Source organism: Cupriavidus sp. FW305-27 (genome assembly GCF_058787995.1).
Genome location: NZ_JBYTAG010000003.1, coordinates 78,797 through 103,940, shown reverse-complemented (window position 1 = coordinate 103,940; position 25,144 = coordinate 78,797). Strand labels below are relative to the sequence as shown.

At 66.2% G+C, this 25,144-nt stretch carries 26 protein-coding genes; 20 read left to right on the top strand and 6 right to left on the bottom strand.

From position 1 onward, the window contains the following. Positions 1 to 81: 81 nt before the first annotated feature. Positions 82 to 366, top strand: coding sequence for a hypothetical protein (locus AC3WRI_RS02400; protein WP_011615530.1), 285 nt, complete (start codon positions 82 to 84; stop codon positions 364 to 366). Positions 367 to 397: 31 nt separating this feature from the next. On the opposite strand, the gene AC3WRI_RS02395 is transcribed toward AC3WRI_RS02400, so the two are convergent. Both AC3WRI_RS02395 and AC3WRI_RS02390 read right to left on the bottom strand, forming a co-directional pair. Next, positions 398 to 1,918 (bottom strand): efflux RND transporter permease subunit, encoded by a 1,521-nt coding sequence (locus AC3WRI_RS02395; protein WP_492292491.1) that lies wholly within the window; start codon positions 1,916 to 1,918, stop codon positions 398 to 400. Next, complete coding sequence (locus AC3WRI_RS02390; RefSeq protein WP_492292489.1) at positions 1,906 to 2,889, bottom strand: efflux RND transporter periplasmic adaptor subunit; 984 nt, start codon at positions 2,887 to 2,889, stop codon at positions 1,906 to 1,908. The genes AC3WRI_RS02395 and AC3WRI_RS02390 overlap by 13 nt, the downstream gene beginning before the upstream one ends. A 292-nt stretch (positions 2,890 to 3,181) precedes the next feature. On the opposite strand from AC3WRI_RS02390, the gene AC3WRI_RS02385 reads away from it, so the two are divergent. From AC3WRI_RS02385 to AC3WRI_RS02370, 4 genes are all read left to right on the top strand, one after another. Further along, positions 3,182 to 4,447: an alpha/beta hydrolase gene (locus AC3WRI_RS02385; RefSeq protein WP_492292487.1), complete on the top strand. Its 1,266-nt coding sequence runs from the start codon at positions 3,182 to 3,184 to the stop codon at positions 4,445 to 4,447. Positions 4,448 to 4,595: 148 nt separating this feature from the next. Beyond that, complete coding sequence (locus AC3WRI_RS02380) at positions 4,596 to 5,579, top strand: Bug family tripartite tricarboxylate transporter substrate binding protein (RefSeq protein WP_010810580.1); 984 nt, start codon at positions 4,596 to 4,598, stop codon at positions 5,577 to 5,579. A gap of 132 nt (positions 5,580 to 5,711) precedes the next feature. After that, the gene (locus tag AC3WRI_RS02375; protein ID WP_010810581.1) at positions 5,712 to 6,143 is read left to right on the top strand and encodes a universal stress protein; all 432 of its coding nucleotides are present in this window, start codon (positions 5,712 to 5,714) and stop codon (positions 6,141 to 6,143) included. Positions 6,144 to 6,209: 66 nt separating this feature from the next. Then, positions 6,210 to 6,674, top strand: a complete 465-nt coding sequence (locus AC3WRI_RS02370) for a ferritin-like domain-containing protein (RefSeq protein ID WP_010810582.1) — start codon at positions 6,210 to 6,212, stop codon at positions 6,672 to 6,674. A gap of 277 nt (positions 6,675 to 6,951) precedes the next feature. Here AC3WRI_RS02370 and AC3WRI_RS02365 read toward each other — a convergent pair whose 3' ends face one another. From AC3WRI_RS02365 to AC3WRI_RS02355, 3 genes are all read right to left on the bottom strand, one after another. Next, entirely contained in the window at positions 6,952 to 7,227 is a 276-nt protein-coding gene (locus AC3WRI_RS02365; protein ID WP_010810583.1) for a hypothetical protein, read from the bottom strand. Positions 7,228 to 7,378: 151 nt separating this feature from the next. Further along, a complete protein-coding gene (locus tag AC3WRI_RS02360) occupies positions 7,379 to 7,831 on the bottom strand; it encodes an anion permease (protein WP_492292485.1) in 453 nt (150 codons plus the stop codon). Further along, positions 7,746 to 8,216: an anion permease gene (locus tag AC3WRI_RS02355; RefSeq protein WP_492292483.1), complete on the bottom strand. Its 471-nt coding sequence runs from the start codon at positions 8,214 to 8,216 to the stop codon at positions 7,746 to 7,748. The genes AC3WRI_RS02360 and AC3WRI_RS02355 overlap by 86 nt, the downstream gene beginning before the upstream one ends. Before the next feature lie 29 nt (positions 8,217 to 8,245). On the opposite strand from AC3WRI_RS02355, the gene AC3WRI_RS02350 reads away from it, so the two are divergent. The 4 genes from AC3WRI_RS02350 to AC3WRI_RS02335 are packed head-to-tail and all read left to right on the top strand — an operon-like array spanning position 8,246 to position 11,297. After that, positions 8,246 to 8,833: a hypothetical protein gene (locus AC3WRI_RS02350; protein WP_010810585.1), complete on the top strand. Its 588-nt coding sequence runs from the start codon at positions 8,246 to 8,248 to the stop codon at positions 8,831 to 8,833. Positions 8,834 to 8,862: 29 nt separating this feature from the next. Next, the gene (locus tag AC3WRI_RS02345; RefSeq protein ID WP_010810586.1) at positions 8,863 to 9,882 is read left to right on the top strand and encodes a hypothetical protein; all 1,020 of its coding nucleotides are present in this window, start codon (positions 8,863 to 8,865) and stop codon (positions 9,880 to 9,882) included. An 8-nt stretch (positions 9,883 to 9,890) separates the two neighbouring features. Then, positions 9,891 to 10,817 carry a thiolase C-terminal domain-containing protein gene (locus AC3WRI_RS02340; protein WP_492292521.1) on the top strand — a complete coding sequence of 309 codons (927 nt, stop codon included), beginning with the start codon at positions 9,891 to 9,893 and terminating at the stop codon, positions 10,815 to 10,817. A 30-nt stretch (positions 10,818 to 10,847) separates the two neighbouring features. After that, positions 10,848 to 11,297: a MaoC family dehydratase N-terminal domain-containing protein gene (locus AC3WRI_RS02335; protein WP_492292482.1), complete on the top strand. Its 450-nt coding sequence runs from the start codon at positions 10,848 to 10,850 to the stop codon at positions 11,295 to 11,297. A gap of 209 nt (positions 11,298 to 11,506) precedes the next feature. Here AC3WRI_RS02335 and AC3WRI_RS02330 read toward each other — a convergent pair whose 3' ends face one another. Beyond that, a complete protein-coding gene (locus AC3WRI_RS02330; protein ID WP_010810590.1) occupies positions 11,507 to 12,331 on the bottom strand; it encodes an IclR family transcriptional regulator domain-containing protein in 825 nt (274 codons plus the stop codon). Between the two features lie 124 nt (positions 12,332 to 12,455). Between AC3WRI_RS02330 and AC3WRI_RS02325 the strand changes: the two genes are divergently transcribed. The 11 genes from AC3WRI_RS02325 to AC3WRI_RS02275 all read left to right on the top strand — a co-directional run bounded on the left by AC3WRI_RS02325 (position 12,456) and on the right by AC3WRI_RS02275 (position 25,134). After that, positions 12,456 to 13,442, top strand: coding sequence for a Bug family tripartite tricarboxylate transporter substrate binding protein (locus AC3WRI_RS02325; RefSeq protein WP_010810591.1), 987 nt, complete (start codon positions 12,456 to 12,458; stop codon positions 13,440 to 13,442). Between the two features lie 40 nt (positions 13,443 to 13,482). Beyond that, positions 13,483 to 14,397 (top strand): SDR family NAD(P)-dependent oxidoreductase, encoded by a 915-nt coding sequence (locus tag AC3WRI_RS02320; protein ID WP_492292481.1) that lies wholly within the window; start codon positions 13,483 to 13,485, stop codon positions 14,395 to 14,397. Positions 14,398 to 14,415: 18 nt separating this feature from the next. After that, positions 14,416 to 15,288 (top strand): MaoC/PaaZ C-terminal domain-containing protein, encoded by an 873-nt coding sequence (locus tag AC3WRI_RS02315; RefSeq protein ID WP_492292479.1) that lies wholly within the window; start codon positions 14,416 to 14,418, stop codon positions 15,286 to 15,288. A gap of 13 nt (positions 15,289 to 15,301) precedes the next feature. After that, positions 15,302 to 16,843, top strand: coding sequence for an acyl-CoA synthetase (locus AC3WRI_RS02310; protein ID WP_492292477.1), 1,542 nt, complete (start codon positions 15,302 to 15,304; stop codon positions 16,841 to 16,843). A 14-nt stretch (positions 16,844 to 16,857) separates the two neighbouring features. Next, positions 16,858 to 18,018, top strand: a complete 1,161-nt coding sequence (locus AC3WRI_RS02305; RefSeq protein ID WP_011615520.1) for an acyl-CoA dehydrogenase family protein — start codon at positions 16,858 to 16,860, stop codon at positions 18,016 to 18,018. A gap of 7 nt (positions 18,019 to 18,025) precedes the next feature. Continuing rightward, positions 18,026 to 19,186: an acetyl-CoA acetyltransferase gene (locus AC3WRI_RS02300; RefSeq protein WP_492292475.1), complete on the top strand. Its 1,161-nt coding sequence runs from the start codon at positions 18,026 to 18,028 to the stop codon at positions 19,184 to 19,186. A gap of 3 nt (positions 19,187 to 19,189) precedes the next feature. Beyond that, entirely contained in the window at positions 19,190 to 19,600 is a 411-nt protein-coding gene (locus tag AC3WRI_RS02295; RefSeq protein ID WP_010810597.1) for a Zn-ribbon domain-containing OB-fold protein, read from the top strand. Between the two features lie 25 nt (positions 19,601 to 19,625). Next, positions 19,626 to 20,618 (top strand): tripartite tricarboxylate transporter substrate binding protein, encoded by a 993-nt coding sequence (locus tag AC3WRI_RS02290; RefSeq protein ID WP_010810598.1) that lies wholly within the window; start codon positions 19,626 to 19,628, stop codon positions 20,616 to 20,618. Between the two features lie 131 nt (positions 20,619 to 20,749). After that, the gene (locus AC3WRI_RS02285; RefSeq protein WP_037024070.1) at positions 20,750 to 21,865 is read left to right on the top strand and encodes a CaiB/BaiF CoA transferase family protein; all 1,116 of its coding nucleotides are present in this window, start codon (positions 20,750 to 20,752) and stop codon (positions 21,863 to 21,865) included. 461 nt (positions 21,866 to 22,326) lie between these two features. Next, on the top strand, positions 22,327 to 23,880 hold the full coding sequence (locus tag AC3WRI_RS02280; protein WP_234788214.1) for an acyl-CoA carboxylase subunit beta: 1,554 nt from the start codon (positions 22,327 to 22,329) through the stop codon (positions 23,878 to 23,880). An 87-nt stretch (positions 23,881 to 23,967) separates the two neighbouring features. Further along, complete coding sequence (locus AC3WRI_RS02275) at positions 23,968 to 25,134, top strand: acyl-CoA dehydrogenase family protein (RefSeq protein ID WP_010810601.1); 1,167 nt, start codon at positions 23,968 to 23,970, stop codon at positions 25,132 to 25,134. Positions 25,135 to 25,144 lie beyond the last annotated feature (10 nt).

The following is a 25,144-nucleotide window of genomic DNA, read 5'->3' as shown; positions in this document are numbered from 1 at the left end:
TCAGGGTGGCGTCGGCTGCGCTCCCTAGACTCCATGCGTGCCCGGCCGGGCCGGTTTTCCCACTTGCACAGGAGTCCTTCCATGACCTCACCCAAGCGATCCCACCACCACGACAGCACAGGCCACCGTTCCGCGCTGCTGCGCGCCCTGATCCCGACCTTGCTGATGATGGTCGGCGCAAGCATTTCGTTGTCGGCCAAGGCTGCACCGCGGGCCGTTGACCCGTATACCGATGGCGCGGCCAGCGCGGCGACAGCCAAGGGCCGCTTCGATGTGTACAGCGACGGCGCCCGGGTGCGTGAACCGCGCGACACGTACACGGACGGCGCGCGCAGCGAGCCACGGCCCGCTGACGCGAACGGCTGAGCCCCGCAGCCCACCAACACCCATGCAGCCATCACGGCCTGCCATTAGGCGTGGCAGCGCCCGGCACCGCCGCCAGGGGCCGGCGATAGCGGGACAGCCGGTCCAGCGCGAGGTAGACCACTGGCGTGGTGAAGAGCGTCAGCGCCTGGCTGAGCAGCAGGCCGCCTACCACGGCCACGCCCAGCGGCTGGCGCAGTTCCGCGCCGGTGCCGAAGCCCAGCATCAGCGGCACCGCGCCCAGCAATGCGGCCAGCGTGGTCATCATGATCGGGCGCAAGCGTGTGAGCGCCGCCTCGTAGATCGCCTGGCCGGCGCTGATGCCGCGGGTGCGCTGCGCCGCCAGCGCAAAATCGATCAGCAGGATGCCGTTCTTCTTGACGATGCCGATCAGCAGGATCACGCCGATCAGCGCCATGATGGAAAAGTCGAACCCGCCCAGCCACAGCAGCGCGAGCGCGCCAATGGCCGCCGACGGCAGCGTGGACAGGATCGTCAGCGGATGCGCCAGGCTTTCGTAGAGCACGCCAAGGATGATGTAGACCGCCAGCAGCGCCGCCAGGATCAGCCAGGGCTGCCCGGCCAGGGCCTCCTGGAACGCCTGGGCCGAACCCAGGAACGTGCCCTGGATGGCGGCCGGCATGCCGATGCGCTGCCGTACCTGCTCCAGCCGTGCCACCGCATCGCCCAGCGGTGCGCCCGGCGCGAGGTTGAAAGACAGGTTGACCGCAGGGAGCATGCCGTGGTGCAGGATCGAGACCGGCCCGGCGCCCGGCGGCGCGATGCTCGCCACCGCGGCGAGCGGCACCATCTCGCCCGACAGCGGGGATCGCAGGCGGAACGACTGCAGCGTCTCGATATGCCCGCGCCCGTCGTCGTCGACTTCAAGCACCACCTGGTACTGGTTGGTGTCGGTCTGGAACTCGTTGATCTGGCGCTGCCCGAAGGCGTTGTAGAGGGCCTCGTCGATATCGGCTGAGGTGAGACCCAGCCGCGCTGCCGCCGCGCGGTCGATGCGCATGCGGATGACATTGGCGCCGAGCTGCAGGTCGCTGGACAGGTCGCGGTAGAGCGGCTCGCCTTGCAGCGCGCTGGTGAGCCGCTGCGACCACGCATAGAGCTCGGCGGTTTCGTTGCCCTTGAGCACGTACTGGTACTGGGCCCGCGGCTGCCCGGCGCCGATGTTGATGTCCTGTGCTGCGCGCAGGTAGAGCTGGATGCCCGGCACCGCGGCCAGCCTGGGCCGCAGGCGGTCGATCAGGCCGCTGGCCGAGACGTCGCGGTCGGAACGGTCGTTGAGCACGATCCAGAAGCGGCCGTTGGCCAGGGTCTGGCTGCCGCCGGTCATGCCGACCGAATGGGTGACCGTCAGCACGGCCGGGTCGGCAGCGATGATGTCGGCGAGGGCGCGATGCTTGGCGACCATGTCCGCATGGGGGATATCCGCCGCCGCCTGCGAGGTGCCCAGCACGAATGCGGTGTCCTGCAGCGGGAAGAAGCCCTTGGGGATCAGCACGAAGCCTGCCACGCTGGCGCATACCGTCAGGCCGAACACCGCAGCACCGCGGGCCGGGCCACCAGCGCATCGCGCAGCAGCCCGGTGTGCAGCCGCACCGCGACAAACTGGCCCGGCCACAGCTCGCCGGCGCGGTTGTCGAACTCGGCCTTGACCCGGACCGCGCCATTGCCGGTGCCCACGCGGCTGTCGATCACCAGCAGGCGCCCCTGCGCCAGCGGCGCGCCGCCGTCGCGTGCATGCGCGTGCACGGCCGCGTTCGCGCCGCCGGCGCTCAGGTGTTGCAGCACCGGCGGCGCCGACTGCGGCATGGTGAATTCCACGGTGATGGGCGACAGCTGCGTGACGGTGAAGATCCCGTCGGCGTCGCCGACCCGCACCAGGTTGCCTTCATCGACGTTGCGCAAGCCGATGCGCCCGGCGATGGGCGAGCGGATGCGGGTGTATGACAGGCGCACTTCCTCGGCGACGATAGCGGCGCGGTTGCCCTGCACGGTGGCGCGCAGCTGCTCGACGGTGGCGAGCTGCTGGTCCAGCGTCTGGCGCGGGATGGCATCGGCGGCGATCAGCGTGCGGTAGCGCCCAAGGTCGAGCTCGGCCGCGCGCAGCTGCGCCAGGTTCATCGCCAGCGTGGCGCGGGCCTGACCCAGTGCGGCCTGGATCGGCCGGTCATCGAGCGAGGCGAGCAGCTCGCCGCGGGCCACCTGCTGGCCTTCGCGCACATGCAGGCGCATCAGCTGGCCGTCGATCTGCGTGCGCACCACCACGTCGCGCAAGGGCCGGACGGTGCCGACGCTTTCCGCCTGGCGGGCGACGTCGCGTGCCTCCACGCGCGCCACGCGCACAGGAACAGGCGGTGGCGGCGGTGGGGGCGCATCGGACTGGCTGCGCCGGACCAGGCCGAGCGTGCCGAGCGCGAGCACGCAGAGCGCCGCGGCTGCAAACCACAACCGTCGCGCATAAGGCCCGAGCGCCGCGAGCAGATAGGAGGTGAGGGAGAACGCAGGCATGGCAGTCGGACCCGCCGGATCCACAAGTCATTGGCATGCTGGTTTATAGCCAACGGAGGCGGTTGGAACGGTGACGCCAGCCTGTCAGGGCTGTCAGGAAGGCCGCGGCGCGCGCGCATGCGGTAGTCGCGGCGTGCTTGCTGACAGCTTTGCCAGTTGCCTGTCAGCACGCCGTTGGCTGCGGGCAGCTAAGCTACGCGGTTTATCGATTGGCAGGGCCGGGGCCATCATGCCCGGAATCCGTCGCACGGCAGCGACGCTGCCAGTGAGGGCAGACGATGTGGAGGACAGGTTGAGATCCAACCGCAACAAGCTGAACGCAGCCAGGGCCGGGCTGGGTGCCATGGCACTGACCGTGGCAGCGTGCGCCGGCATCGGCAGCGGCGGCCCGCTGCCCGCGCGCGCGAGCTTCAGCGATTACCGTAGCGAAACCCTCAGCCAGCTGCAGGCGCGGCGCCACTTCCAGCTTGCCGACAAGGCAGCCGAACTCGCGTGGAACGGCCCCGGCGAATGGCTGCCGGCGCTGTCCCGTGCCGGAACGAAGCCGGAGAAGGGCATCCTGCTGATCCACGGCCTTGGCGTTTCGCCGTGGTCGTTCCATGACCTCGCCCGGCAGCTCGCCGCGCAGGGCTTCCTGGTCAGGACCGTGCTGCTGCCCGGTCATGGCACCCGGCCGGAGGACCTGCTGGACGTGACGCTGGAAGACTGGCAGCGCGTGGTGCGGGAGCAGGCCGAGGTGCTGCGCCGCGATGTCGGGCAGGTCTACCTGGGAGGCTTCTCCACTGGCGCCAACCTGGCACTTGAATACGCCTACGCTCACCCGGACGTGGCGGGGCTGGTGCTGTTTTCACCGGCATTCCAGTCCAACAGCCGCTACGACTGGCTGACCCCGCTGATTGGCTGGATCCGCCCATGGCTGCTGGAGCCGGACGGGCGCCGGCCGATGCAGAACGCCGTGCGCTACATGACGGTGCCAACCAACGGCTTCGCCCAGTTCTACCGCAGCAGTCGCGCGGCGCGCCTGCGGCTGGAGCAGGGGGCCTACGACAAGCCGGTCTTCATGGCGGTGGCGCAGCACGATTCGGTGCTCGATACCCGCTATTTGCTGACCGTGTTCCAGGACAGGTTTACGCATCCCGCAAGCCGCCTGATCTGGTATGGCCAGAGGCCGGAAACCACGGCGGACAGCGGCCGCGTGCTGGTGCGTAGCGATACGCTGCCGCAATTGCGGATCAGCCAGTTCTCCCATATGGGTTTGCTGTTCTCGCCGGCGAATCCGCTGTACGGGGAACAGGGCCGCCTGCGCATCTGCTGGAACGGGCAGGATGAGTTGGCGACGCGGGCTTGCGAGCGTGGCGAGACCGTGTGGTATTCGGACTGGGGCTATCGCGAAGCCGGCAAGGCGCATGCGCGGCTGACGTTCAATCCCTATTTCTCCTGGCAAGGCGAGGTGATCGCGGGGGTTTTCGCCGGCGCGGACTTGCGTGCCGGCGACCGTGCGCCAGAAACGCAGCGCATGACGCGGGACGACAACGGCAGCAGCTCGCAGGCGATGTAGGCGAATGCAAGGCAGGCAAGCCACCGGCAGTCCGTGCCCGGCTCCGCCGCATGGAGGAAAACCCGGGCCTGTCCCACGGCGCATCAGCCTCTAACATGAAGTACCTGCCGCCATCGCGGCAAACAACGATAACGCGGAGACTTCACACATGGATCGTCGAAAGTTCCTGAGCGCCGCGGCCATCGCGGCGACCGCCGGCGTCGCGCCGCACGCCATCGCGCAGCAGTGGCCGGCGCGCGCCATCCGGCTGGTCGTGGCCTATCCGCCTGGTGGCGGCACCGACGTGGTGGCACGCTTGTTTGCCGACTACCTGACGCGCGTGACCGGGCAGTCGGTGGTGGTGGAGAACAAGCCCGGCGGGGCCACCATTCCCGCCACGCAGGACGTGATCCGCGCCAGGAATGACGGGCAGACGCTGCTGGTGACGCTGGGTTCCTCGGCCACCTCGGGCGCGCATATCAACCGCGTTCCTTACGACCCGTTGACCGACCTCACCGCGCTGGCGGAACTTGGCCGCGCCCCGGTGCTGCTGGCGGCCAACAAGGATGCGCCGTACTCCACGCTGAAGGAACTGATCGCCTATTCCAAGGCGAATCCGACCAAGCCGATCCACTCGGCCTCGTACGGTCCGGGCACCTCGTCGCACTTCGGTCCGCTGCTGTTCAACCGGCTGGCAGGCACCAACCTTGAACCGGTGCTGTACAAGGGCTCGGCGCCGGCCACGCAGGACCTCGTGGGCGGCGTGGTGCCGCTGATGATCGACGGCCTGACCACGGGCGTGCCGCTATACCAGGCCGGCAAGACCAAGGCGCTGGCCACCACCATCCCGGAACGCTCTGATCTGGCGCCCGGGGCGCCTACCTTCCGTGAGCAGGGCTTTCCTGAGATGGAGCAGCTCAGCGGCTATTTCGCGCTGTTCGGCCCCAAGGCCATGCCCAAGGCCACGGTCGATGCGGTCTCTGCTGCGGTGCGCAAGGTGCTGGCCGACCCGGCCTACCAGAAGCGGCTGGCCGGCGTTGGCGTGCTGCCGCCGCAGGCGGTCACGCCTGAGGCCTTCGCCGCGCAGATCCGGACCGATCATGCGCGCTGGGGGCAGTTCATCAAGGATATCGGCTTCAAGATCGATGGGTGAGGGCGCCGCGGCAGCGTCGGCGTGTGCGCGGGTGCATCGGCGTGGGTGGCGAGAGGCGGATTCTTGTCCATACTGAACTTGACTGGCGGGCTGTCGCTGCCCGCCGGGATCAATCGCCCAAGGAGAAGAATCGTGTTCAAGCACATCTTGCTGGCCACCGATGGCTCGGAACTGTCAAAAATGGCAATGGATGCGGCCATTGGCTTTGTCAAAGCCGGCGGCGCCAGGCTGACGGCCTATACGTGCATGGAAGAGTATCCCTACGTGGCGTCAGGCGATGCCGGCCATCCCAGGCGCAAGGCCTTCGAAGAGCAAGAGGCCGCACATGCAAGCGCCAGGCTGGAAGCGGTTGTCGCTGCGGCCAGGGCCGCGGGAGTCACATGCGAAACGGATATGACGACTTCGGTACCCTACAAGGGCATCATCGATGCGGCCGCGAGGCACGGGTGTGACGTGATCTTCATGGCGTCGCACGGCCGCAGGGGCCTGGAGGGCCTGCTGGTCGGCAGTGAAACCCAGAAGGTTCTTACCCACTGCCGGGTTCCTGTCCTCGTCTACCGCTAGACACTGCGCGGCGTGCCGCCGCGGGTGCTGGCGTACTGTCGAATCCACCTCACGGGGGAACCTGCCATGACGGAAATGGAACAGGAGAAAGTCGTCGGTGTGCTGGATCGAATACTCGAAGCCGAGCTCGCCGGGGTTGTGCGCTACACGCACTATTCGTTCCTGATATTCGGCTTCGGCCGCATTCCCATCGTGTCGTGGCTGCGTGAGCAGGCGAATGAGTCGCTGCTGCACGCGCACCAGGCCGGCGAATGGATCACGACCCTCGGCGCCTATCCCTCGCTTGGCATCGGCGAGCTGCTGGACACCCACACGACCGATATCGGCGCGATCCTGCGTGAATCGCTCGCGACCGAGATGGAGGCCCTGGACCTGTACCGTGAGCTGCTAAGCCTGGTCGAGGGGCGCTCAGTCGCGCTGGAGGAGTATGCGCGGCAGTTGATCCAGCTGGAGGAACTGCATGCGGGAGAGGTCGAGAAAATGCTGCGCAAGCCCGGCCTTGCGGCGACGGTGCAGCCGCGGCAGGGCTGATCTGGGCCGGCCCGCTGCCTTCTCGTGCGTGCAAAAGCGCGCGTGCCACAAGGTTTCGCCCCCATTGCTTTCGTCCCCGACGCCGGGAGCAGGGCACAGGCCGCGTCACCGCACCGGCCATCCACCCCCATCGCGCGCCGCGCCAACCGAGCTGGTTGCCAGCGCCAATGTCGCCGCGGCGGCGAGCGCTCCGTTATAGGCGTCAGCTGACGCGTTCCGTGCCGGCAGCAACTGGTTCTGTGCCAGGTTGGCTTCGGTGAGGTTCGCATGTGCGCGGCTATGGCAAATGCTTGCCGGGAAGCGTGGGTGCAGGTCCGCGCGTGCTGACCGGACGTGCGCTACGCGGATCGGCGGCTTGCCGGCCTGGCTTTGCCGTATTGTCCCTGCGCCCAGTGGGCGTGCCGCGACTGCTGTCGGTGCGGTGCGTCGGACCGGAGAACGCGCCGATCCTGACTTCCTCGCCCATCCCCCCGACGACATGCTGCGCAAAGGCGGCCCCCGAGGCGGTCAGCATGGCGATTGCCATCAGCGGGTACGCGTGGATCTTCTTCATTTTTGCCTGTTTTTCGTGTGGTGGGCCCGGGTGGGCAAGGTTCAGGCAGCGGAGGGTAAATCAAGCGGATGTCCGTGTATGTAAGCTATTGTTAGCGCGAGTTGCTCCGCCAACCAAAGAATGTGAAAAGTGCTTGTTAGCGCATGCGCGATCAAAGCGCCGCGGTGAAAGGCGGGATACCGGCCGCGACCATCAGCGCCATGGATAGCGGGAAGAGGGCGCTGATGTGTGCCGTGGCGCTGGCGAAGGAGTAGTGAGCGTAGCAATAGATCGCCGCCACCAGCATATAGACGGCCAGCCGGTGGAAGCCCTCGAGGTGTGCCCCGAACTCCTTGCCGAACCAGGCAACCATGCCGTACTCATTGAGTTTGGAGGCCAGCATGATCAGCAGGCCGATCCAGATCATGGTGTCCCAGGCGGATTTCCCGTTCAGGGCATCCTCCCAGGTCAGCACGCCGGTGATGAACAGCAGCGAGACGCCGAGAGCCGCCGCCAGCGTTGCGCCGATGGCCAGGTCCTCACCGAAAATCCAGAGCACCAGCAAGCCAAGGAAAATTGCCGCCATGATGATTTTCTTGGCGCCGATGATGGCGACGGCCGCCATGGGTAGGGGCGGTCATGATGCCGGCGATGGTGGTGACAAATACCGCGAACATGTGCCACGCCTTCACCGCGAGGCCGGCCGGCGCCGGCAGGAACCAGAGCACGATGCCGATTCCCACCGGGACTAGAAATCTCCAGAGATCTTTGAGATGCCCTGCGGGGGCCGCTGGCTTCGCGGCGGGGGAGCTTCCAGCGCCTGGCCTTCGGCCCGGATTCGCGCAACATCGATGATGACCACCTCCGCGCTCAGGGGCCAGTCCGTGAACGCCGACGTCAAATGTGGCGTGAGGGACGCGGGGCAGGCGAATAACCGTTCGTATGCTATGGTTTATAGACCTTTCCGGTAGAAGCGCCGGCGTCGTGCCGGCGCCGCCGAACGACGGCATGCCAGCAGACGGGGCTCGAGGAGTAAGTCATGCATCCCAGCAAGCTAATCGTGGCGGCGATACTTGCCGCGGCAACTCTTCCGGTGCTGGCACAGCCCGAGACGCGCGTGGACACGGTGTCGGGCGTGGGGGCTACCAGGACCACCGGCACGGTCAAGGCCACGGCCACGGTGGTGGCCATCGATGCCGCCACGCGCACCATTTCGCTCAAGAACAAGCAGGGCAAGGTCACGGACGTACAGGTCGGCGAGGACGTGCGCAACTTCGAGCAGCTCCGCGTGGGCGACATGGTCACCGTCGAGTACACGCAGGCCTTGTCAGTGGCTCTCGCCAAGCAGAGCGGCATGCGCTCCAGCACCGAACGCGAGATCGCCGAGCGGGCCGCTCCTGGCGCCAAGCCCGGCGGCATGGTCGGGCGCGAGGTGACGGTCACTGCCGATGTGGTGGCCGTCAACGCCAAGACCGGCATGGTGACGCTCAAGGGGCCAAAGGGCAAGACGGTGGACGTGCATGTCGAGGATCCGGAGCAACTGAAGGCGGTTAGACGCGGTGACCAGGTGCAGGCCGTCTACACCGAAGCCCTTGCCATTTCTGTCACGCCCAGGCGTGCCCGCTGAGTAAGGCGGCGCCGGGTGGGAGCATGCCGATGGGTTTTCTGCGGTGGTTGCGCTGGCGCAATGCGCAAGTCCATGCGCACGGCAAGCAGGAGATTGCCGAGCTGACCGAGCGCGTGACCCGGATCTATCCGCGCTTGCGGCTGGTGTCACGCTACCAGCAGCGGCTTCGGCCTGCGCTCGAGCAAGCGCAGGACTACGTGCGCGAACTCGTCCAGGGTCTTCCCGCGCCGCGGGAAGCCAGCATGCAGGCATGGGGTGACGATCCCTATGTTCACGCCTTCTTCGGCGCGCCGCGTGACGTGCCGCTGGCCTTCAGCCGCTCTCCTGAACTGCGCGCGTTCTTCGAACAGTCGCCCGATGCGCCGCAGGCGTTTGCGGTGCTGGGGATGGCGATGACCGAGCGGCGCACGCTCGGGGTTGCGCTGGAAGGGGATGTCATGCGCACGGAAGTGCCGCAAACCACCGTCAGTTTCGGCGATCACAAGGTCAGGATCATCGCTCGCAGCGAGGCCGCGCTGCGCGAGGAAATTGTCCGGCGCATGTTCGATCAGTTCAGCATGGAGGGTCTCGCCCGTTTCGCTGCCGGCAAGTCACGCCGCGACGTGCTCGCGCGCGAGCAGGCGCTGCTGGTGGCGCGCCTGCGCCTGCTCCAGCAGCAAGGCACCGGCATGCGTTCGGTGCTCGGCGGCGATGCCGACGCAAGTCCCGGCGAGCAGGCCGCCCTGGGCGGGCAGATTGCCGCGAACGAGCAGGAACTTGCGCAGCTCGGCCCCGAAACCGGGGCGCTTGACCGTCAACTGGAATGCCTGGCCGAGGTCCTGGCGGACGCACGCTCCTGCTTTTCCATCGAGCAAAGACACTTGCGGCTTAGTGCCATGAACGTGCTGCTCGCGGCGGACAGCGCGGGGCCGGCATACGACATCGACCTGCTCACTGCCCACGTCCCGGGCGATCCTCCACTGGTGCGATCCATCGCACTGGTGCGGTTCGCGCGTGGCGACATGCTGTCGCCGACCGCCCTGATCGAGGAGGCGGAGCGGCTGCTGTGACAGCGGGGATGGTGGCGCGCCAGGCAGTGGAGAGCGGCGCGGTGGAATGCGCGCTGGCGCTGGGCTTCGAGTTCATGCAGCCGGGCCCGCTGAAGAGCGCGTGGACTGACCGCGAGGCGGCCATGGTCGAGTTCACCGACATCGCCGCCCCGATGGTGCAGGATGCGGTCGAGGCCGGCGTGCCGCGCGCGCTGACGCTGTTCGGCGGCGCCGGCCGCGAGCACATGCAGCGCTACGGCACCAGACTGGAGACCTTCGCCAGGATCCGCGCCAAGGCCAGCCGCCACGCTGCCAACAACCCGCTGGCCGTGTTCCGCACCGTCGTCACGGAAGCAGACGTGATGGCCGAGAAGGTGATGTGGCCCGGCGTGATGACCCGCTCGATGGCCTGCCCGCCGACCTGCGGCGCCGCCGCTGCCATTGTCTGCACCGAAGCCTTCGCGAACAAGCACAACCTGCGCACCGACGTGCGCATCCTGGCCCAGTCGCTGACCACCGACGTGGCCCCGAGCTTCGAGCCGCCTTCGATGATCGGCCTGGTGGGCTTCCATATGGCCGAGGCGGGCGCGCAGGCCGTGTACGAGCAGGCCGGCGCCGGCCCGTCGGATATCCAGGTCTGCGAACTGCACGACTGCTTCGCGCAGAACGAGCTGCTGAGCTATGAGTCGCTGGGCTTCGCCAGGGCCGGCGAGGCCGAGAAGATGGTGCGGGACGGTGACAACACCTACGGCGGCAAGGTCGTGGTCAACCCGTCGGGTGGGCTGCTGTCCAAGGGCCACCCGCTGGGCGCCACCGGCCTCGCGCAGTGCTACGAGCTGACTCGCCAGATCCGCGGCAGCGCCGGTCCGACGCAGGTGGAAGGCGCGCAGCTGGCGCTGCAGCACAACCTCGGCCTGGGCGGCGCCTGCGTGGTGACGCTGTACGGCCGCGGCTGAACCAGATCCCGACAATCCAGAGGAGATCAGATGGCTGACAAGAGCATGATTGGCATGGACCTCGGCAAAGGCTCCATCGAGGTGGAGAAGGGGCGCCTGCGCTTCTTCGCCAAGGCAACCGGCGAAACGAATCCGGTCTATATCGACGAAGCCGCCGCGCGCGACGCGGGGCATCGCTCACTGCCGGTGCCGCCGACGTTCTTCATGTGCCTGAACAGCGATGTGTCGGCCGCATCGGGCATCGACCGCATGAAGGTGCTGCAAGTGGACCTGGGCCGCATCCTGCACGCTGAACAGGCCTTCGACTATCACCGCATGGCCTACGCCGGCGACACGCTGCACTTCGACACGACGGTCAGCGACGTCTACGACAAGAAGGGGGGCGCGCTGCATCTTGTCGTCAACACCACCCGCGTGACCAACCAGGACGGCGAACATGTCGCCGACATGCGCAGCACCCTGGTGGAACGCCGCGGCTGATCGCGCACAAGGAGAACAGAACCATGCAAGCCCCCCGTTTCGCCGACGTGAAGGTTGGCGACAAGCTGCCGAGAACGCATTGCCGGCTACAAGGTCCCCCGCAGCGTTGAATTCGTGGAGGCGTTGCCTTTGTCGAGCGTCGGCAAGGTACTCAAGCACGAACTTCGCAAGCAGCACTGGAAGTAGGCGTTTGCTGGCATGCAGCCTGCTCAAGCTTGCATGCTGACCGCTGCTTCACGCTGCGTGGGCACCACGACCGGGTTCAGGAATGCCGGCGCCAGGCCAGTCAACTGTTCCGCGGCCGCTCGCAAGGGCGGCAGGAAGCGCTTCACCGCTTCCTCCCTCGTGACTTCGCCCGAGGGCAGGTTGACGCTGATCGATGCCACCACGTTGTGGTGTTCGTCGCGTACCGGTACGGCGAGGCCTGCGATGTGCTGGTCGAATTCTCCATCCACCCACGCATAGCCATCTCGGCGCACGGCAGCGAACGCTTCAAGCAATGCTGCCTTGTCGTGCACGGTGCGGTCCGTGTAGGCGCGCAGGGAGGCCTCGTCGAGAAACTGCGAGAGAAATTCCGTGGTCTGGAAGCCCAGCACCGCCCGGCCTGGTGCTGTGGCGAAGGCCGGCACATGGCTGCCCACGCCAAGCCCCAGTGAGCGGATCTTCAGCGACGGAATGCGCAGGACATATACCGCATCGTGCCCGTCGAACACACACATGCCGCACGACTCGGTGACCTGCGTCCACAGGGTTTCCAGCGCGCGTTGCGCGTGCCCCCAGAAGGGCAGCGAGGTCAGGTAGGTCATGCCGAGGGTAAGGATCTTCGGGGTCAGGCGAAAACCCCGCGTTTCGGATTCCGCCGCATAGCCCAGCTCGCACAGCGTGAGCAGGATCCGCCGCACCACGGTCCGCGGCAGGCCAGTGGATGCCGTGATGCTGGCAACGGTGTGCGTGCCGCTGCGCCCGAGCGCGTGGATAACGGCCAGTCCGCGGGCAAAAGAGCGTACGAAGCCATCGTTGTCGGTAGTAGTCATGTCTGTACGAGGTCTGATTTCAGGTTGACATTGTAGCAAGGCCGGACGTAAAGTTCGAAAAAACGGGCGGCAATGACCGCTAGGCGGACATAAGTGTCCGAAAAAAATTAAACAGGAGACAACCATGAAGCGGCGTTTTCTTTGCCAGGCGCTAGCCTGCCTCGCTGTCGTGTCCACCTCGGGCCTTGCATTCGCCAACCCGTCCCCCGAGACCTTCCAGGCCAAGCGTCCTTTGCGCCTGATCGCGCCAAGTTCGCCCGGCGGCATCCTTGACCTGACCAGCCGCCTGCTCGGCAAGACGCTGTCTGAGCAGCTGGGGCAGCCCGTCGTCGTGGAGAACCTGCCTGGCGCGGGCGGCGTGATCGGGATGCAGGCCATGCTGCGCGCGGAACCGGACGGCCACACGCTGGTGATGGGCAGCCTTGGCCCCAATGCGGCCAACTACGCATTGCACGACAAGCTGCCTTACAAGTTCGAGGACTTTGCACCGGTGGCGCATGTGCTGACGATGCCGGACGTCGTGGTGGTCAACCCGAAACTGCCGGTCAAGACCATTGCCGAGCTGGCGGCCTATGCCAGGACGCGCCCCAACGGCTTGTCCATGGCGGTGTCGACGAGCGGTTCTTCCGGCCATCTCGCCGGGGACCTGCTGAAGCAGCGCGCCGGCATTACCGCCGTCGACGTGATCTATCGGGGCGCATCGCCGGCGCTGACCGACCTGGTGGCGGGGCAAGTCGATTTCATGGTGGACAACCTCATCACCGCATTGCCGCTGGTGCGAGCCGGCAAGCTGCGCGCGCTTGCGGTCACGACAAGGCAGCGTGCCCCGGAACTCCCGGATACGCCGACCATGGCCGAATCCGGTTACCGCGACTTCGACGTTTCGGTCTGGCTCGGCCTCTTTGTCTCGTCCAGAACGCCGCCCGCGGTGGTGCAGGCGTTGAATGTTGCCGTCAACAAGGCGCTGGCCGATCCTGCTCTGCGCGAGAAGCTGGCGCAGCAGGGCGGTACGGCCGCGGGCGGGTCGACGCGGCAGTTCGACAGCTTCGTGCGCGCCGAAAAAGCCCGCTGGGAGCAGGTCATCAAGGACGGCAACATCAAGCCCGAGTAAGCGCGAACAAATTCATCACTCTCTTCTTGCAGACAACGCCATGCAAAACAATTTCAAGGACAAGGTCATCCTCGTCACCGGAGCCGGCAATGGCATCGGCCGTGCCATTGCCATGCTGCTCGGCGCGCAGGGCGCCAGGGTGGTCGTCAACGACCTGGGCTCCAGCGGCAGCGGCGAGGGCAGTGATGCCGGACCAGCCCAGAAGGTGGTTGACGAGATCCGCGCAGCCGGCGGGAAGGCTGTGGCGAACACCGATTCGGTCGCGACTGCGGAGAGCGCGCAGGCCATTGTCGATACCGCCACCCGCGAGTTCGGCCGCATTGATGGCGTGATCAACAACGCCGGCATCCTGCGCGACCGCATCTTCCACAAGATGAGCACCGCTGAATGGCAGGCGGTACTGGATGTGCACCTGAACGGCGCTTACTTTGTCAGCCGTGCCGCGGCGCCTTATTTCAAGGAACAGCAAGGCGGCACCTACGTCCACATGACCTCCACCACCGGCCTGGTCGGCAATTTCGGGCAGGCCAATTACGCCGCCGCCAAGCTTGGCATCGTGGCGCTGTCGAAATCCATCGCGCTGGACATGGCCCGCTTCAATGTCCGTTCCAACTGTATTGCCCCGTTCGCATGGAGCCGCCTGATCGGCACGCTGCCCAGCGAAACCGAGGCCGAGAAGAAGCGCCTTGAGCGGATGCAGGCGATGAAGCCGGAGCAGGTTGCCCCGGTTGCCGCGTTCCTGTCTGGCGATGCTTCGGCGGACGTCAATGGCCAGGTGCTGGCCGTGCGCGGCAATGAGCTGATCGTCATGAGCCAGCCGCGCCCGGTGGCGTCGGTGCATCGCGCCGAAGGCTGGACGCTGGAGACGCTGGCGGAGCATGCCGTGCCGGCGGTGAAGCGCGCTTTCACGCCGCTGGAGCGCTCGCCCGAGGTGTTTTCCTGGGACCCGATCTGAGAACGGAGGTACGCAGCGATGGCCATCGACTATCACCGCCTGCGCTCGTGGGCGTTCTTTGACCAGGTTTCCAGCTATGCGGCGAATGACAACATTCGCTATGCGCTGAGCCTCGGCTTTGGCACCGATCCGATGGACGAGGCGGACTTGCCCTTTGTCTTTGAGGAAGGACTGAGCGTGGTGCCCACCTTCCTCGCCACCGTCGGCGCGCCAGGTGCATGGGCAAGCGACCCGGGTACGGGCATCGACTGGATGCAGATCCTGCACGGCGAGCACCGGATGCGCTTTTTTTCAGTGCCCGCGGCGTCTGGCGCGGTACGCAGCCAGACGCGCGTCAGCCGCGTGGTGGACAAGGGCGCCGGCAAGGGCGCGCTGGTGGTCACTGAGCGGCGCATCGAGGACCAGGCCAGCGGCGAGTTGCTGGCGACCGTCGAGCATGTGTCGTTCTGCCGGGCTGATGGTGGCTTTACCTGCGCCGCCACGCCCGGCGATGCACCGCTCGAGCCATTGCCGGCGGTGCCGGAACGCGCGCCTGACATGATCATGTCGATGCCGACCCAGCCTTCCGCGGCCTTGCTGTACCGCCTCAATGGCGATCGCAATCCCATCCACGCACTGCCCGCCGCCGCCCGGCAGGCCGGCTTCGAGCGGCCGATCCTGCATGGCCTTTGCACTTACGGCATGGCATGCCGGGCGCTGCTGAAGCAGGCTTGCGGTGGCGATCCGTCGCGCCTGGCCAGCCTTTCGGTGCGCTTTTCATCGCCATTCGTGCCAGGTGAAACGCTGCGCGTGGAGATGTGGCGCGGCGAAGGGCAGGTCCGGTTCCGTGCGCTCGCAGACGAGCGCAATGTGGTCGTGCTGAGCCACGGCGTCGCCGACCTGCATCCGTAATCAAGGAGTCAAGATGTCCGTGATCGAGCAATTCGCCCGTGCCACGCCCGACCGGGTTGCCTACCGCATGGTGCCGTCCGGCCAGGCGGTGACGTGGGCCGAACTGGAGCAGCGTTCGCGACAGTGCGCTGCCGCACTGCTGGCTGCCGGTCTGCGCGAGGGCGACGGCATTGCCGTGCTGCTGGAGAACCATGTCCGCTATTTCGAGATCCTTTGGGCCGCGCACCGGATCGGCTTGTACTACACCACGATCAGCCGTCACCTGAAAGCCGACGAGGTGGAGTACATCGTGCAGGACTGTGGCGCCCGGGTACTGTTCTGCTCGGCGCAGACCCTTGGCGACCTTGCGCCCGGCGCCCTGGCATCGCTTCGGGTCACGCGGGTGCTTCTGGATGGGAGCGAGCCGGGCTACAGCAACTATGAAGCGTGGCTGGAGCAGATGCCGGCCGAGGTCACGTTGCCGCGCACGGTGGAGGGAACTGACTTCTCATATTCTTCCGGCACCACGGGCAGGCCCAAGGGCATCAAGCGTCCACTGCAAGGCGCCAACGCTTTTTTCCGCACCGGTGATGACGCTCGCCTGGGCTGGAAGTCGCTGGACCGCGATACGGTCTACCTGTCGACCGCGCCGTTCTATCACACTGCCCCGGTGCGCTGGAACATGGCCACGATGCGCGCCGGAGGCACCTCGGTCATGATGGAAAAGTTCGAGCCGCTGGCGGCGCTGGATGCGATCGCGCGCTACGGCGTGACCCATAGCCAGTGGGTGCCGACCATGTTCGTGCGCTTGCTGCGGCTGACTGCGGCGGAGCGCGAGCGCTTCGACCTGTCCACCATGCGCTATGCGATCCACGCCGCCGCGCCGTGTCCGATCTCAGTCAAGCAGCAGATGATCGACTGGTGGGGGCCGATCCTCTATGAGTTCTACAGCGGCACCGAACTGGTCGGGCGCACCTCGCTGGACTCCGTGGAATGGCTCGCGCACAAGGGGTCGGTCGGACGGCCCGAGTTCGGGCAGGTACACATCGTCGGCGACGATGGCAATGAAGTGCCGCAGGGCCAGACCGGCGTGGTCTACTTCTCCGGCGGCGGGACCTTTGCTTACCACAATGATCCGGAGAAAACCCGGCAGGTCTATAACGACCGTGGGTGGGCCACCTATGGGGACGTCGGCTACGTCGATGCCGACGGCTTCCTTTACCTCACGGACCGCCTTGCCAACACCATTGTCTCTGGCGGCGTCAATATCTATCCGCAGGAATCCGAGAACGTGCTGATGAGCCATCCGGCGGTCTTCGACGTGGCGGTGGTCGGCGTGCCGAATACCGAGTTCGGCGAGGAAGTGAAGGCGGTGGTCCAGTTGCACGAGCCTGAGCGGGCGTCGCCGGTCCTGGCCGAAGAACTGATTGCGCTTTGCCGCAGCAGGATCTCCCCGATCAAATGCCCGCGCTCGGTCGACTTCGTCGCGGCGCTGCCGCGCACCGAAACCGGCAAGCTGCTCAAGCGCGCCGTCAAGGCCAGCTACTGGCCAACCGAAAACCGAATCGCGCATTGAGCGCAACTGATGCCATGTCCCGACAAGAAGCCAGCTACCACGCGCCGCGCAAGATGTTCGCGCCGGAGCACGAGATGTACCGCGACAGCGTCGCCCGTTTCCTGGCTGACAAGGTCATGCCCGGACACGCCGAATGGGAAGCCGCCGGCCTGGTTCCGCGCGATCTCTGGCGCGATGCCGGCGCCCACGGCCTGCTGTGCCCCGGCTTGCCCGAAGCCTACGGCGGTGCCGGCGGCGACTTCCTGCACAGCGCCATCGTGGTGGAAGAGATCGCCCGGGCCCTGGCCAGCGGCGTGACGGGGTTCACCACGCACTCGGAGAACGTCGCGCCGTACCTGCTGGAGTTCGGCACCGAGGCGCAGAAGCGTGAGTTCCTGCCGCGCATGGCCAGCGGCGATGTGGTTGGATCGATCGCGATGACCGAGCCGGGGGCTGGCAGTGACCTGAAAGCCATCCGCACCAGCGCTGTCAAGGTGGATGGTGGTTACCGGCTCAACGGCCAGAAGACCTTTATCACCAATGGCTACCACGCTGACCGCGTGCTGGTGTTCGCCAAGACAGAGCCGGCCGCCGGTGCGCGCGGCATCAGCCTGTTCTGGGTCGACACCACCAGCCCCGGGTTCAGCCGCGGCCGCCTGCTGGACAAGATCGGCCAGAAGGCCCAGGACACCGCTGAACTCTTCTTCGAGGACGTCCTCGTGCCGGACGACATGCTGGTCGGCGAGCGCAATGCCGGCTTCGGCTACGCCATGAGCGGGCTGGTGCGTGAGCGCCTGCTGATCGCCTTGCGTTGCGCCGTGGCGCTGGAGGTGGCGCTTGACTGGACCATCGCGCATGTCAAGGAACGCCGTGCCTTCGACAAGGCGCTGATCGACAACCAGTTCATCCGCTTCCGCCTGGCCGAAATCAAGACGCATGCGTGTGCCACGCGTGCCTTCGTCGACAGCTGCCTTGAACAATACCTGGCCGGCACGCTGACGCCCGATGGTGCCGCCATGGCCAAGTACTGGGCCGGCGAGGCCACGCGGGCCATCGATGACCTGATGCAGTTCTTTGGCGGCTACGGCTATATGCGCGAATACCCCATCGCCCGTGCCTACACCGACGTGCGTCCGAACCGGATCTACGGCGGTTCGGCCGAAATCATGCGCGAAGTCATCGCGCGCGCACTCTGAATTCACCATGACCAAGAACCTCTCTCGCTCGGTCGCCATCGTGGGTGCCGCGGAATCCGACCTGGGCAAGGTGCCCGGCAAGACGGCACTGGAGTTGCAGGCGCAGGCCGCGCGGCTGGCGCTGCAGGACGCGGGGCTGTCGCTGCGCGATGTGGATGCCGTCTTTGCGCATACCGATGACCGCTTTGCCACCGTGCAGCTGGCCGAATACCTCGGTATCCAGCCAAGGTACGTCGACTCCAGCAACGTCGGCGGCATGTCCAACCTGATGCACATCCGCCATGCGATGGCGGCCATTGCCGCCGGCATGTGTTCGGTGGCGCTGGTGACCTATGGCAGTACGCAACTGTCCGACGGCTCGCGCAAGAGTGGCGCCGTCGCCGCGGATACGCCGGAGTCGCCGCGTGGCCAGTTCATCGCGCCTTATGGCCAGCTCAGCCCGATCGGCTACTACGCAATGGTTGCCCAGTTGCACATGCATCGCTACGGCACCACGTCCAGGGATCTCGCCGAGGTGGCAGTGGCGGCGCGGCGCTGGGCGCAGCTGAACCCGAAGGCATACCGGCGCGAGCAAACCAGCATCGAGGAGGTCATGGCGTCGCCCGTGATCGCGTCGCCGCTGCGTACGCGTGACTGCTGCCTCGTCACGGATGGCGGTGGCGCACTGATCATCACCTCCGCCGATCGTGCCCGAGACCTGAAGTCGAAGCCGGTCTATGTGATGGGCGCAGCCGAGACCTTCTCGCACCACTACACCCCGTTCAGCACGACGGACTGGCTGGATACGCGCGTCGCCGAGACGGCGGACGAAGCGTTCGGCATGGCTGGCGTCACCCGCGAAGACATCGACGTGGTGCAGATCTATGACCACTTCACCATCGGCGTCATCCAGTCGCTGGAAGAACTGGGCTTTTGCAAGCGAGGCGAGGGCGGTGCCTTCGTCGCCGATGGCGCCCTGGGCCCGGGTGGCCGCTTCCCCATCAATACCTCCGGCGGCGGCCTTTCCTACGGCCACCCTGGCATGTTCGGCATGTTCGTGCTGATCGAGGCCGTGCGCCAGTTGCGCGGGGAGTGCGGCGAGCGGCAATTGCCCGATGCCGAACTGGCGCTGTGCCATGCGCCCGGACTGGTCTTCTCCTGCAACACCACCATGATCCTCGGAGTCTGAAGCATGAGCGAAGCACAACGTCCCCTGCCGCGTCCCACCGAGATCACCGAAGGCTACTGGCATGCGGCGGCGCAGGGCCGGCTGGTGGTGCAAGGCTGCAGCGCCTGTGGCCACCGCCAGTTCTATCCGCGCACGCTGTGCCTTGCGTGCGAATCGGACCAGGTCGACTGGACGGAGGTCTGCGGCTTTGGCTCGATCTATACCTTCACCATCAACCATCGCGCACCCAATGCCTTCATGAAGGCGCGGCTGCCGTACGCCGTTGCCATCGTCGAACTTGACGAAGGTGTGCGCATGATGGCGAACATCCTCAACGCATCGCCCGAGGCCATTGCTATCGGCAAGCGCGTGCGAGTGGTGTTCGAGAAGGCGAGTGACGACGTGAGCCTGCCGCAGTTCGAATTGATCGACTGACCCAATCCTGCCCCAAGGAGGGCCCATGCCCATCATCACTGTGCCGCGGCGGCGTGCTGCCCTGGCCGCGCTGGCGTGCATCGCCGCACTGCCGGCCTGGTCGCACGCCGCTGACGATTCTGCCTATCCGCAAAAGCCCATCCGGCTGGTCGTGCCATTCCCGGCCGGAGGCGGATCCGACACCGTGGCCCGCTTGCTCGGCCGCGAGCTGACGGCGATGTGGGGCCAGACGGTGGTGGTCGAGAACAGGCCCGGTGCCAGCGGCGCGATTGGCACAGGCGCGGTCGCGAAGGCTGCACCGGACGGCTATACGCTGCTGTTGGGCGCAACGCCGCTGGTGCAGTTGCAGGGCGTCTACAAGTCACTGCCCTATGACACCTTCCGCGACTTCGCGCCGCTGGCGCGCCTGGCGCTCTCGTCGGACGTATTTGCCGCTCCGGTATCCACCCGCGTTGCCAGCGTGAGCGAGCTGCTGTCCGCGGCCCGGGCCACGCCTGGCAAGATCAGCTACGGCTCCTACGGCAACGGCACCTCCTCCCACATGCACGGGGAATTGCTGCGGATGCAGGGGGACGTCGACCTGACCCACGTGGCCTACAAGGGCGGCTCGCCACTGATCCAGGACTTGCTGGGTGGGCAGGTGAGTTCCGGGTTTGTGGATGTGGCCAGCGGCAAGGCCGCGCTCAACTCCCCGAAGATCAAGGTACTGGCCGTCACGGGCGAGCGCCGGCTGGCGCTGCTGCCGGAGGTGCCGACCTTTACCGAACTGGGCTACCGCGATTTCGAGCCAAACGGCTGGTATGGCCTGTTCGTGCCGGCGGCGACGCCGAAGGCGGTGAAGGACAAGCTATCCGCGGCGGTGCTGGCAATCCTGGCCAAGCCGGCCATGCAAACGGCGATTCGTGAGCAAGGCCTGGAGCCGGGAACGCTGGAGCCCGAGGCATTCCTGAAGCTGATGCGGCGCGACGCCGAGATCTGGGGACGGATCGCGGCCAACGCGCGCATCACGCTTGACTGAGCGGTGTCGCAGGCCGGGCCGCCCTCCCTGTTCCGGGGAGGCCGCGCCTGGCCGGACGGCTGATAGCCTCCAAGACTCCAACGTACTGTACGGAAGACCTTCACTTTCATGCTGAATCAGGGGGATCGTTCATGCTTTCCGGTGTAAAAGTTGTCGAGATTTGCGGGATCGGTCCAGGCCCGTTCTGCGCGATGCACCTCGCCGATCTCGGCGCCGATGTGATTGCCGTGGAACGCGCGGCACCGGCCAACGATGCGGCGCTATCCACCGAAGGCTACGTGCTGAACCGGGGCAAGCGCTCGGTGGTTGCCGACCTGAAAACGGCCGAAGGGCGTGAGCTGGTGCTGGCACTGATCCAGGATGCCGACGCGCTGATCGAAGGCATGCGCCCCGGCGTCATGGAGCGCCTGGGGCTGGGCCCGGATGTCTGCCTGCAACGCAATCCCCGCCTGGTCTACGGGCGCATGACAGGATGGGGGCAGAGCGGCCCGATGGCGCAGGCCGCGGGGCATGACAACAACTACATCTCGCTTTCCGGCGCGCTGTACTACCACGGCACACCGGCAGAGCCGCCGTCGTCGGCCATTACCGTGGTGGGCGACGTCGGCGGTGGCGCGCTTTACCTGGCGGTGGGCCTGCTGTCAGGCATCCTCAACGCCCGCGCCACCGGAAAGGGAACCGTGGTGGATGCATCCATCGTGGATGGCTCGGCCCATATGCTGCAGCTGTTGCTGTCCACGCGCCGCAAGGGCTTCATCACCGGCGAGCGCGGCAACAATATCCACGATGCCTCTCATTTCTATTCGACCTACCGCTGCGCGGACGGGAAGTTCGTCACGCTCGGCTCGATCGAGCCGCAGTTCTACGCGCTGCTGCTGGAAAAGCTGGGCCTGACCGAGGATCCGCGCTTCGCCCGGCAATGGGACCGCGAGCGTTGGCCGGAGCTGCATCGGCACTTCGAAGAACTCTTTGCCACCAGGACTCGCGCGCAATGGTGCGCTCTGCTGGAAAACACCGACGTCTGTTTCGGCCCGGTGCTGAGCCCGGAAGAGGCCGCCGGGCATCCGCACCTTGCCGCGCGGGGCGTCTACTTCGAAGCGGAGGGCCATCTGCAGGCTGCCCCCGCGCCGCGCTTCGATGGCAAGGCCATGGCGGCGGGCGCGATTCCACGGCGCGGCCAGCACACTGGCGAGATTATGGCCGCAACAAACGCCAGCCACCCCAGCGGCATCTGGAAGACCGGCTGATTGTTGATGCGCTGGCCAGGCCAAGAGCCGGCCGGCGCGGTTGCGCGCTGGACGATGGCCATGACGTCTCGGCTTCCACCGCGGCATGACCGCGGGCTGCTGCTTCCCGAAATTTCCCACTCGATCCTGAACGGTGCCTTGACGGCTCCGCGCTATGCCGCGTCTGCTGCTGTCGACGCGATGCCATGGCATGGCAGGCGGCGAGTGCGGCTGCACGTTCCCGCGTGAGGCACTTTCGCGAGAAAACATAAGGTTTTCTTATCAAATCGGGATGAATTTCTAACTGGAAGCTCTCGTGCCAGGAGGCCATCATGCAGCAGTCAGACACGCTTCGAATCCACGTACGAGCCAGCATGCGATGGCCACAAGGGCAGAAGATGGCAGAGAACAATATCACTCAGGACGCAACGATTTCAGGCGCACGTCCTTTGACGTCAGGCGCCGAACGCAACCGTGAGCACATGCTGGCGATGCTGGGCCAGGTGCGGGAACTGGAGCAACGGACGGTCAGAAAATCTGCAAGGGCGGCAGATTCATTTCATGCCCGAGGCAAGCTGTTGCCACGGGAGCGGCTGGCGCACCTGCTGGACGCCGACCGCCCGTTCTTTGAACTCATGACCCTGGCCGGGTATTGCGGCCTCGAAGATCCGGACCCGGCCACCAGCGTACCCGGTGCGGCACTCATAGTCGGCATCGGCTATATCGAGGGGGTGCGCTGCATGATCGCGGTAAACGACTCGGGCATCAGCGCCGGTGCGATGCAGGCGCTGACCGGCCAGAAGCTGATTCGGGCGCAGGAGATTGCGCTTGCCCAGAAGCTGCCATTTGTCCAGTTGGTCGAAAGCGCGGGGGGGAACCTGCGCAAATACCGGGTCGAACGCTTCGTCGTGGGTGGCGGCATGTTCTACAACCTGGCGCGGCTGTCCGCGGCCGGCGTGCCGGTGGTGTCTCTCATCCATGGATCTTCGGCCGCTGGTGGTGCCTATCTGCCGGGACTTTCCGACCACGTCATCATGGTGCGGCGCCAGGCCCATGCGTACCTGGCCGGGCCCTCGTTGCTGCGTGCCGCGACAGGCGAGGAGGCGAGCGATGAGGAGCTCGGTGGGGCCGACATGCACGCCAGCGTCTCCGGCCTCGCCGACCACGTCGCCGACAACGATCTTGATGGCATTGCCTGCCTGCGAGAGGTGATGGATACGATCGGTTGGCGCGATGTGCCGGGCGGCGAGAGCTGGGACGAGCCCCTTGAGCCTGCCGGGGACCTGCTGGGGCTGATGCCGGTCGACACCCGCACGCCCGTCGACATGCGCGAAGTGATTGCGCGCATTGTCGATGGATCCCGCTTCAGGGAATTCAAGGCGATGTACGGGGCTCACACCGTCTGCGGTCATGCCCGTATCCAGGGGCACCACGTGGGGATCCTGACGAACAATGGGCCGCTCGACTGCGATGGCTCCACCAAGGCGGCGCAGTTCATCCAGTCGTGCGTGCAGTTGGGCCGGCCGCTTGTCTTCCTGCAGAACATCACCGGCTTCATGGTCGGGCGCGAGCATGAGCAGGCGGGGATGATCAAGCACGGCGCCAAGCTGATCCAGGCGCTGTCCAATGCGCCGGTGCCGCGCCTGACCATATTGTGCGGTTCGTCCTTTGGCGCCGGCAACTATGGCATGTGCGGCCGCGCCTTTCGCCCCGACTTCCTTTTCTCCTGGCCGAATGCGCGCACGGCGGTCATGGGCGGCGAGCAGGCCGCCATGACCATGCGGCTGGTCGCCGAGAACGCCGCCCGCCGCAGCGGAAACTCCGCCGACGAACGGGCGATCGAGGCCGAGAGCCGCGACATCGTCGCTACCTTCGATCGTCAATCCAGCGCGATCCACACCAGCAGCCTGCTGCTCGATGACGGGATCATCGACCCGAGAGACACGCGGTCCTGGCTGGGCATGGCCCTGGCCACGGTGGAACAGGCGAAGCACCGCACCGTGCAACCGATGCAGTTCGGCGTCGCCCGCCTCTAGCCACAAGGCGGCGCTGCGCGCCGGCACCTTCGCGTGCCGGGCGGCTTGCCGCGCCCCATCCCTTCGAACCACAAGGAGACACGAAAGATGATGACCCCCGACCACATCGCGCTGCAGGATAGCGTACGCAAGCTGATCGACCGGGAGATCGAGCCCCATGTCGAAAAATGGGAGGCTGACGAAATCTTTCCCGCGCACGAAGTGTTCAAGAAGCTCGGCTCGGCGGGTTATCTCGGCGTGAACAAGCCCGTGGAATTCGGCGGCATGGGGCTGGATTACTCATATGAGATTGCCTTTTGCGAGGCCATCGGCGGCATCAGCGCAGGCGGCGTCGGCATGGCCATCGCGGTGCAGACTGACATGGCAACTCCGGCGCTGGCGCGATTTGGCTCCGACGAGTTGCGGGAGACCTTTCTCAAGCCGACCGTCGCGGGCGACTTCGTGGTGTGCCTGGGCGTGTCGGAAGCGGGTGCCGGTTCGGACGTGGCATCGCTGAAGACCACGGCGCGCAAGGATGGCTCCGACTATGTGATCAACGGCTCCAAGATGTGGATCACGAACGGGCTGCAAGCCGACTGGATGTGCCTGTTGGCGAACACCAGCGATGGAGATATCCACCGCAACAAGTCGCTCATCTGCCTGCCGCTGAGGGAAGGCGGGAAGCTGCGTCCCGGCATCACGATGAACAAGATCAAGAAGGTCGGCATGTGGTCCTCCGACACCGCCCAGGTATTTTTCGACGACGTTCGCGTGCCCCAGCGCTACCGCATCGGAGATGAGGGCATGGGCTTCACCTACCAGATGCGTCAGTTCCAGGAGGAGCGCCTCAGTGGCGCTACCCGCCGGGTCACCGCGCTCACCAATGCGATCAACGAAACCATTGAATACACCCGTCAGCGCAAGGCATTCGGGCGCTCGATCCTGGACAACCAGGCGGTCCATTTCCGGCTGGCTGAGCTGAAGACGGAAGTCGAGCTGCTGCGATCCGTTATCTACCGCGCGGCACAGGTGCACATGTCGGGCGGCGACATGACCGAGCTGGCATCCATGGCCAAGCTCAAGGCCGGCCGCTTGTGCCGTGAGGTGACCGATTCCTGCCTGCAGTACTGGGGCGGCATGGGCTTCACCTGGGACAACCGTGTATCGCGCGCCTGGCGGGACCTGCGGCTGATCTCCATTGGCGGGGGAGCCGACGAGATCATGCTGACGATCATCTGCAAGCACATGGGGATCCTGCCGAAACGGGCGGCCTGATCAACGGAGA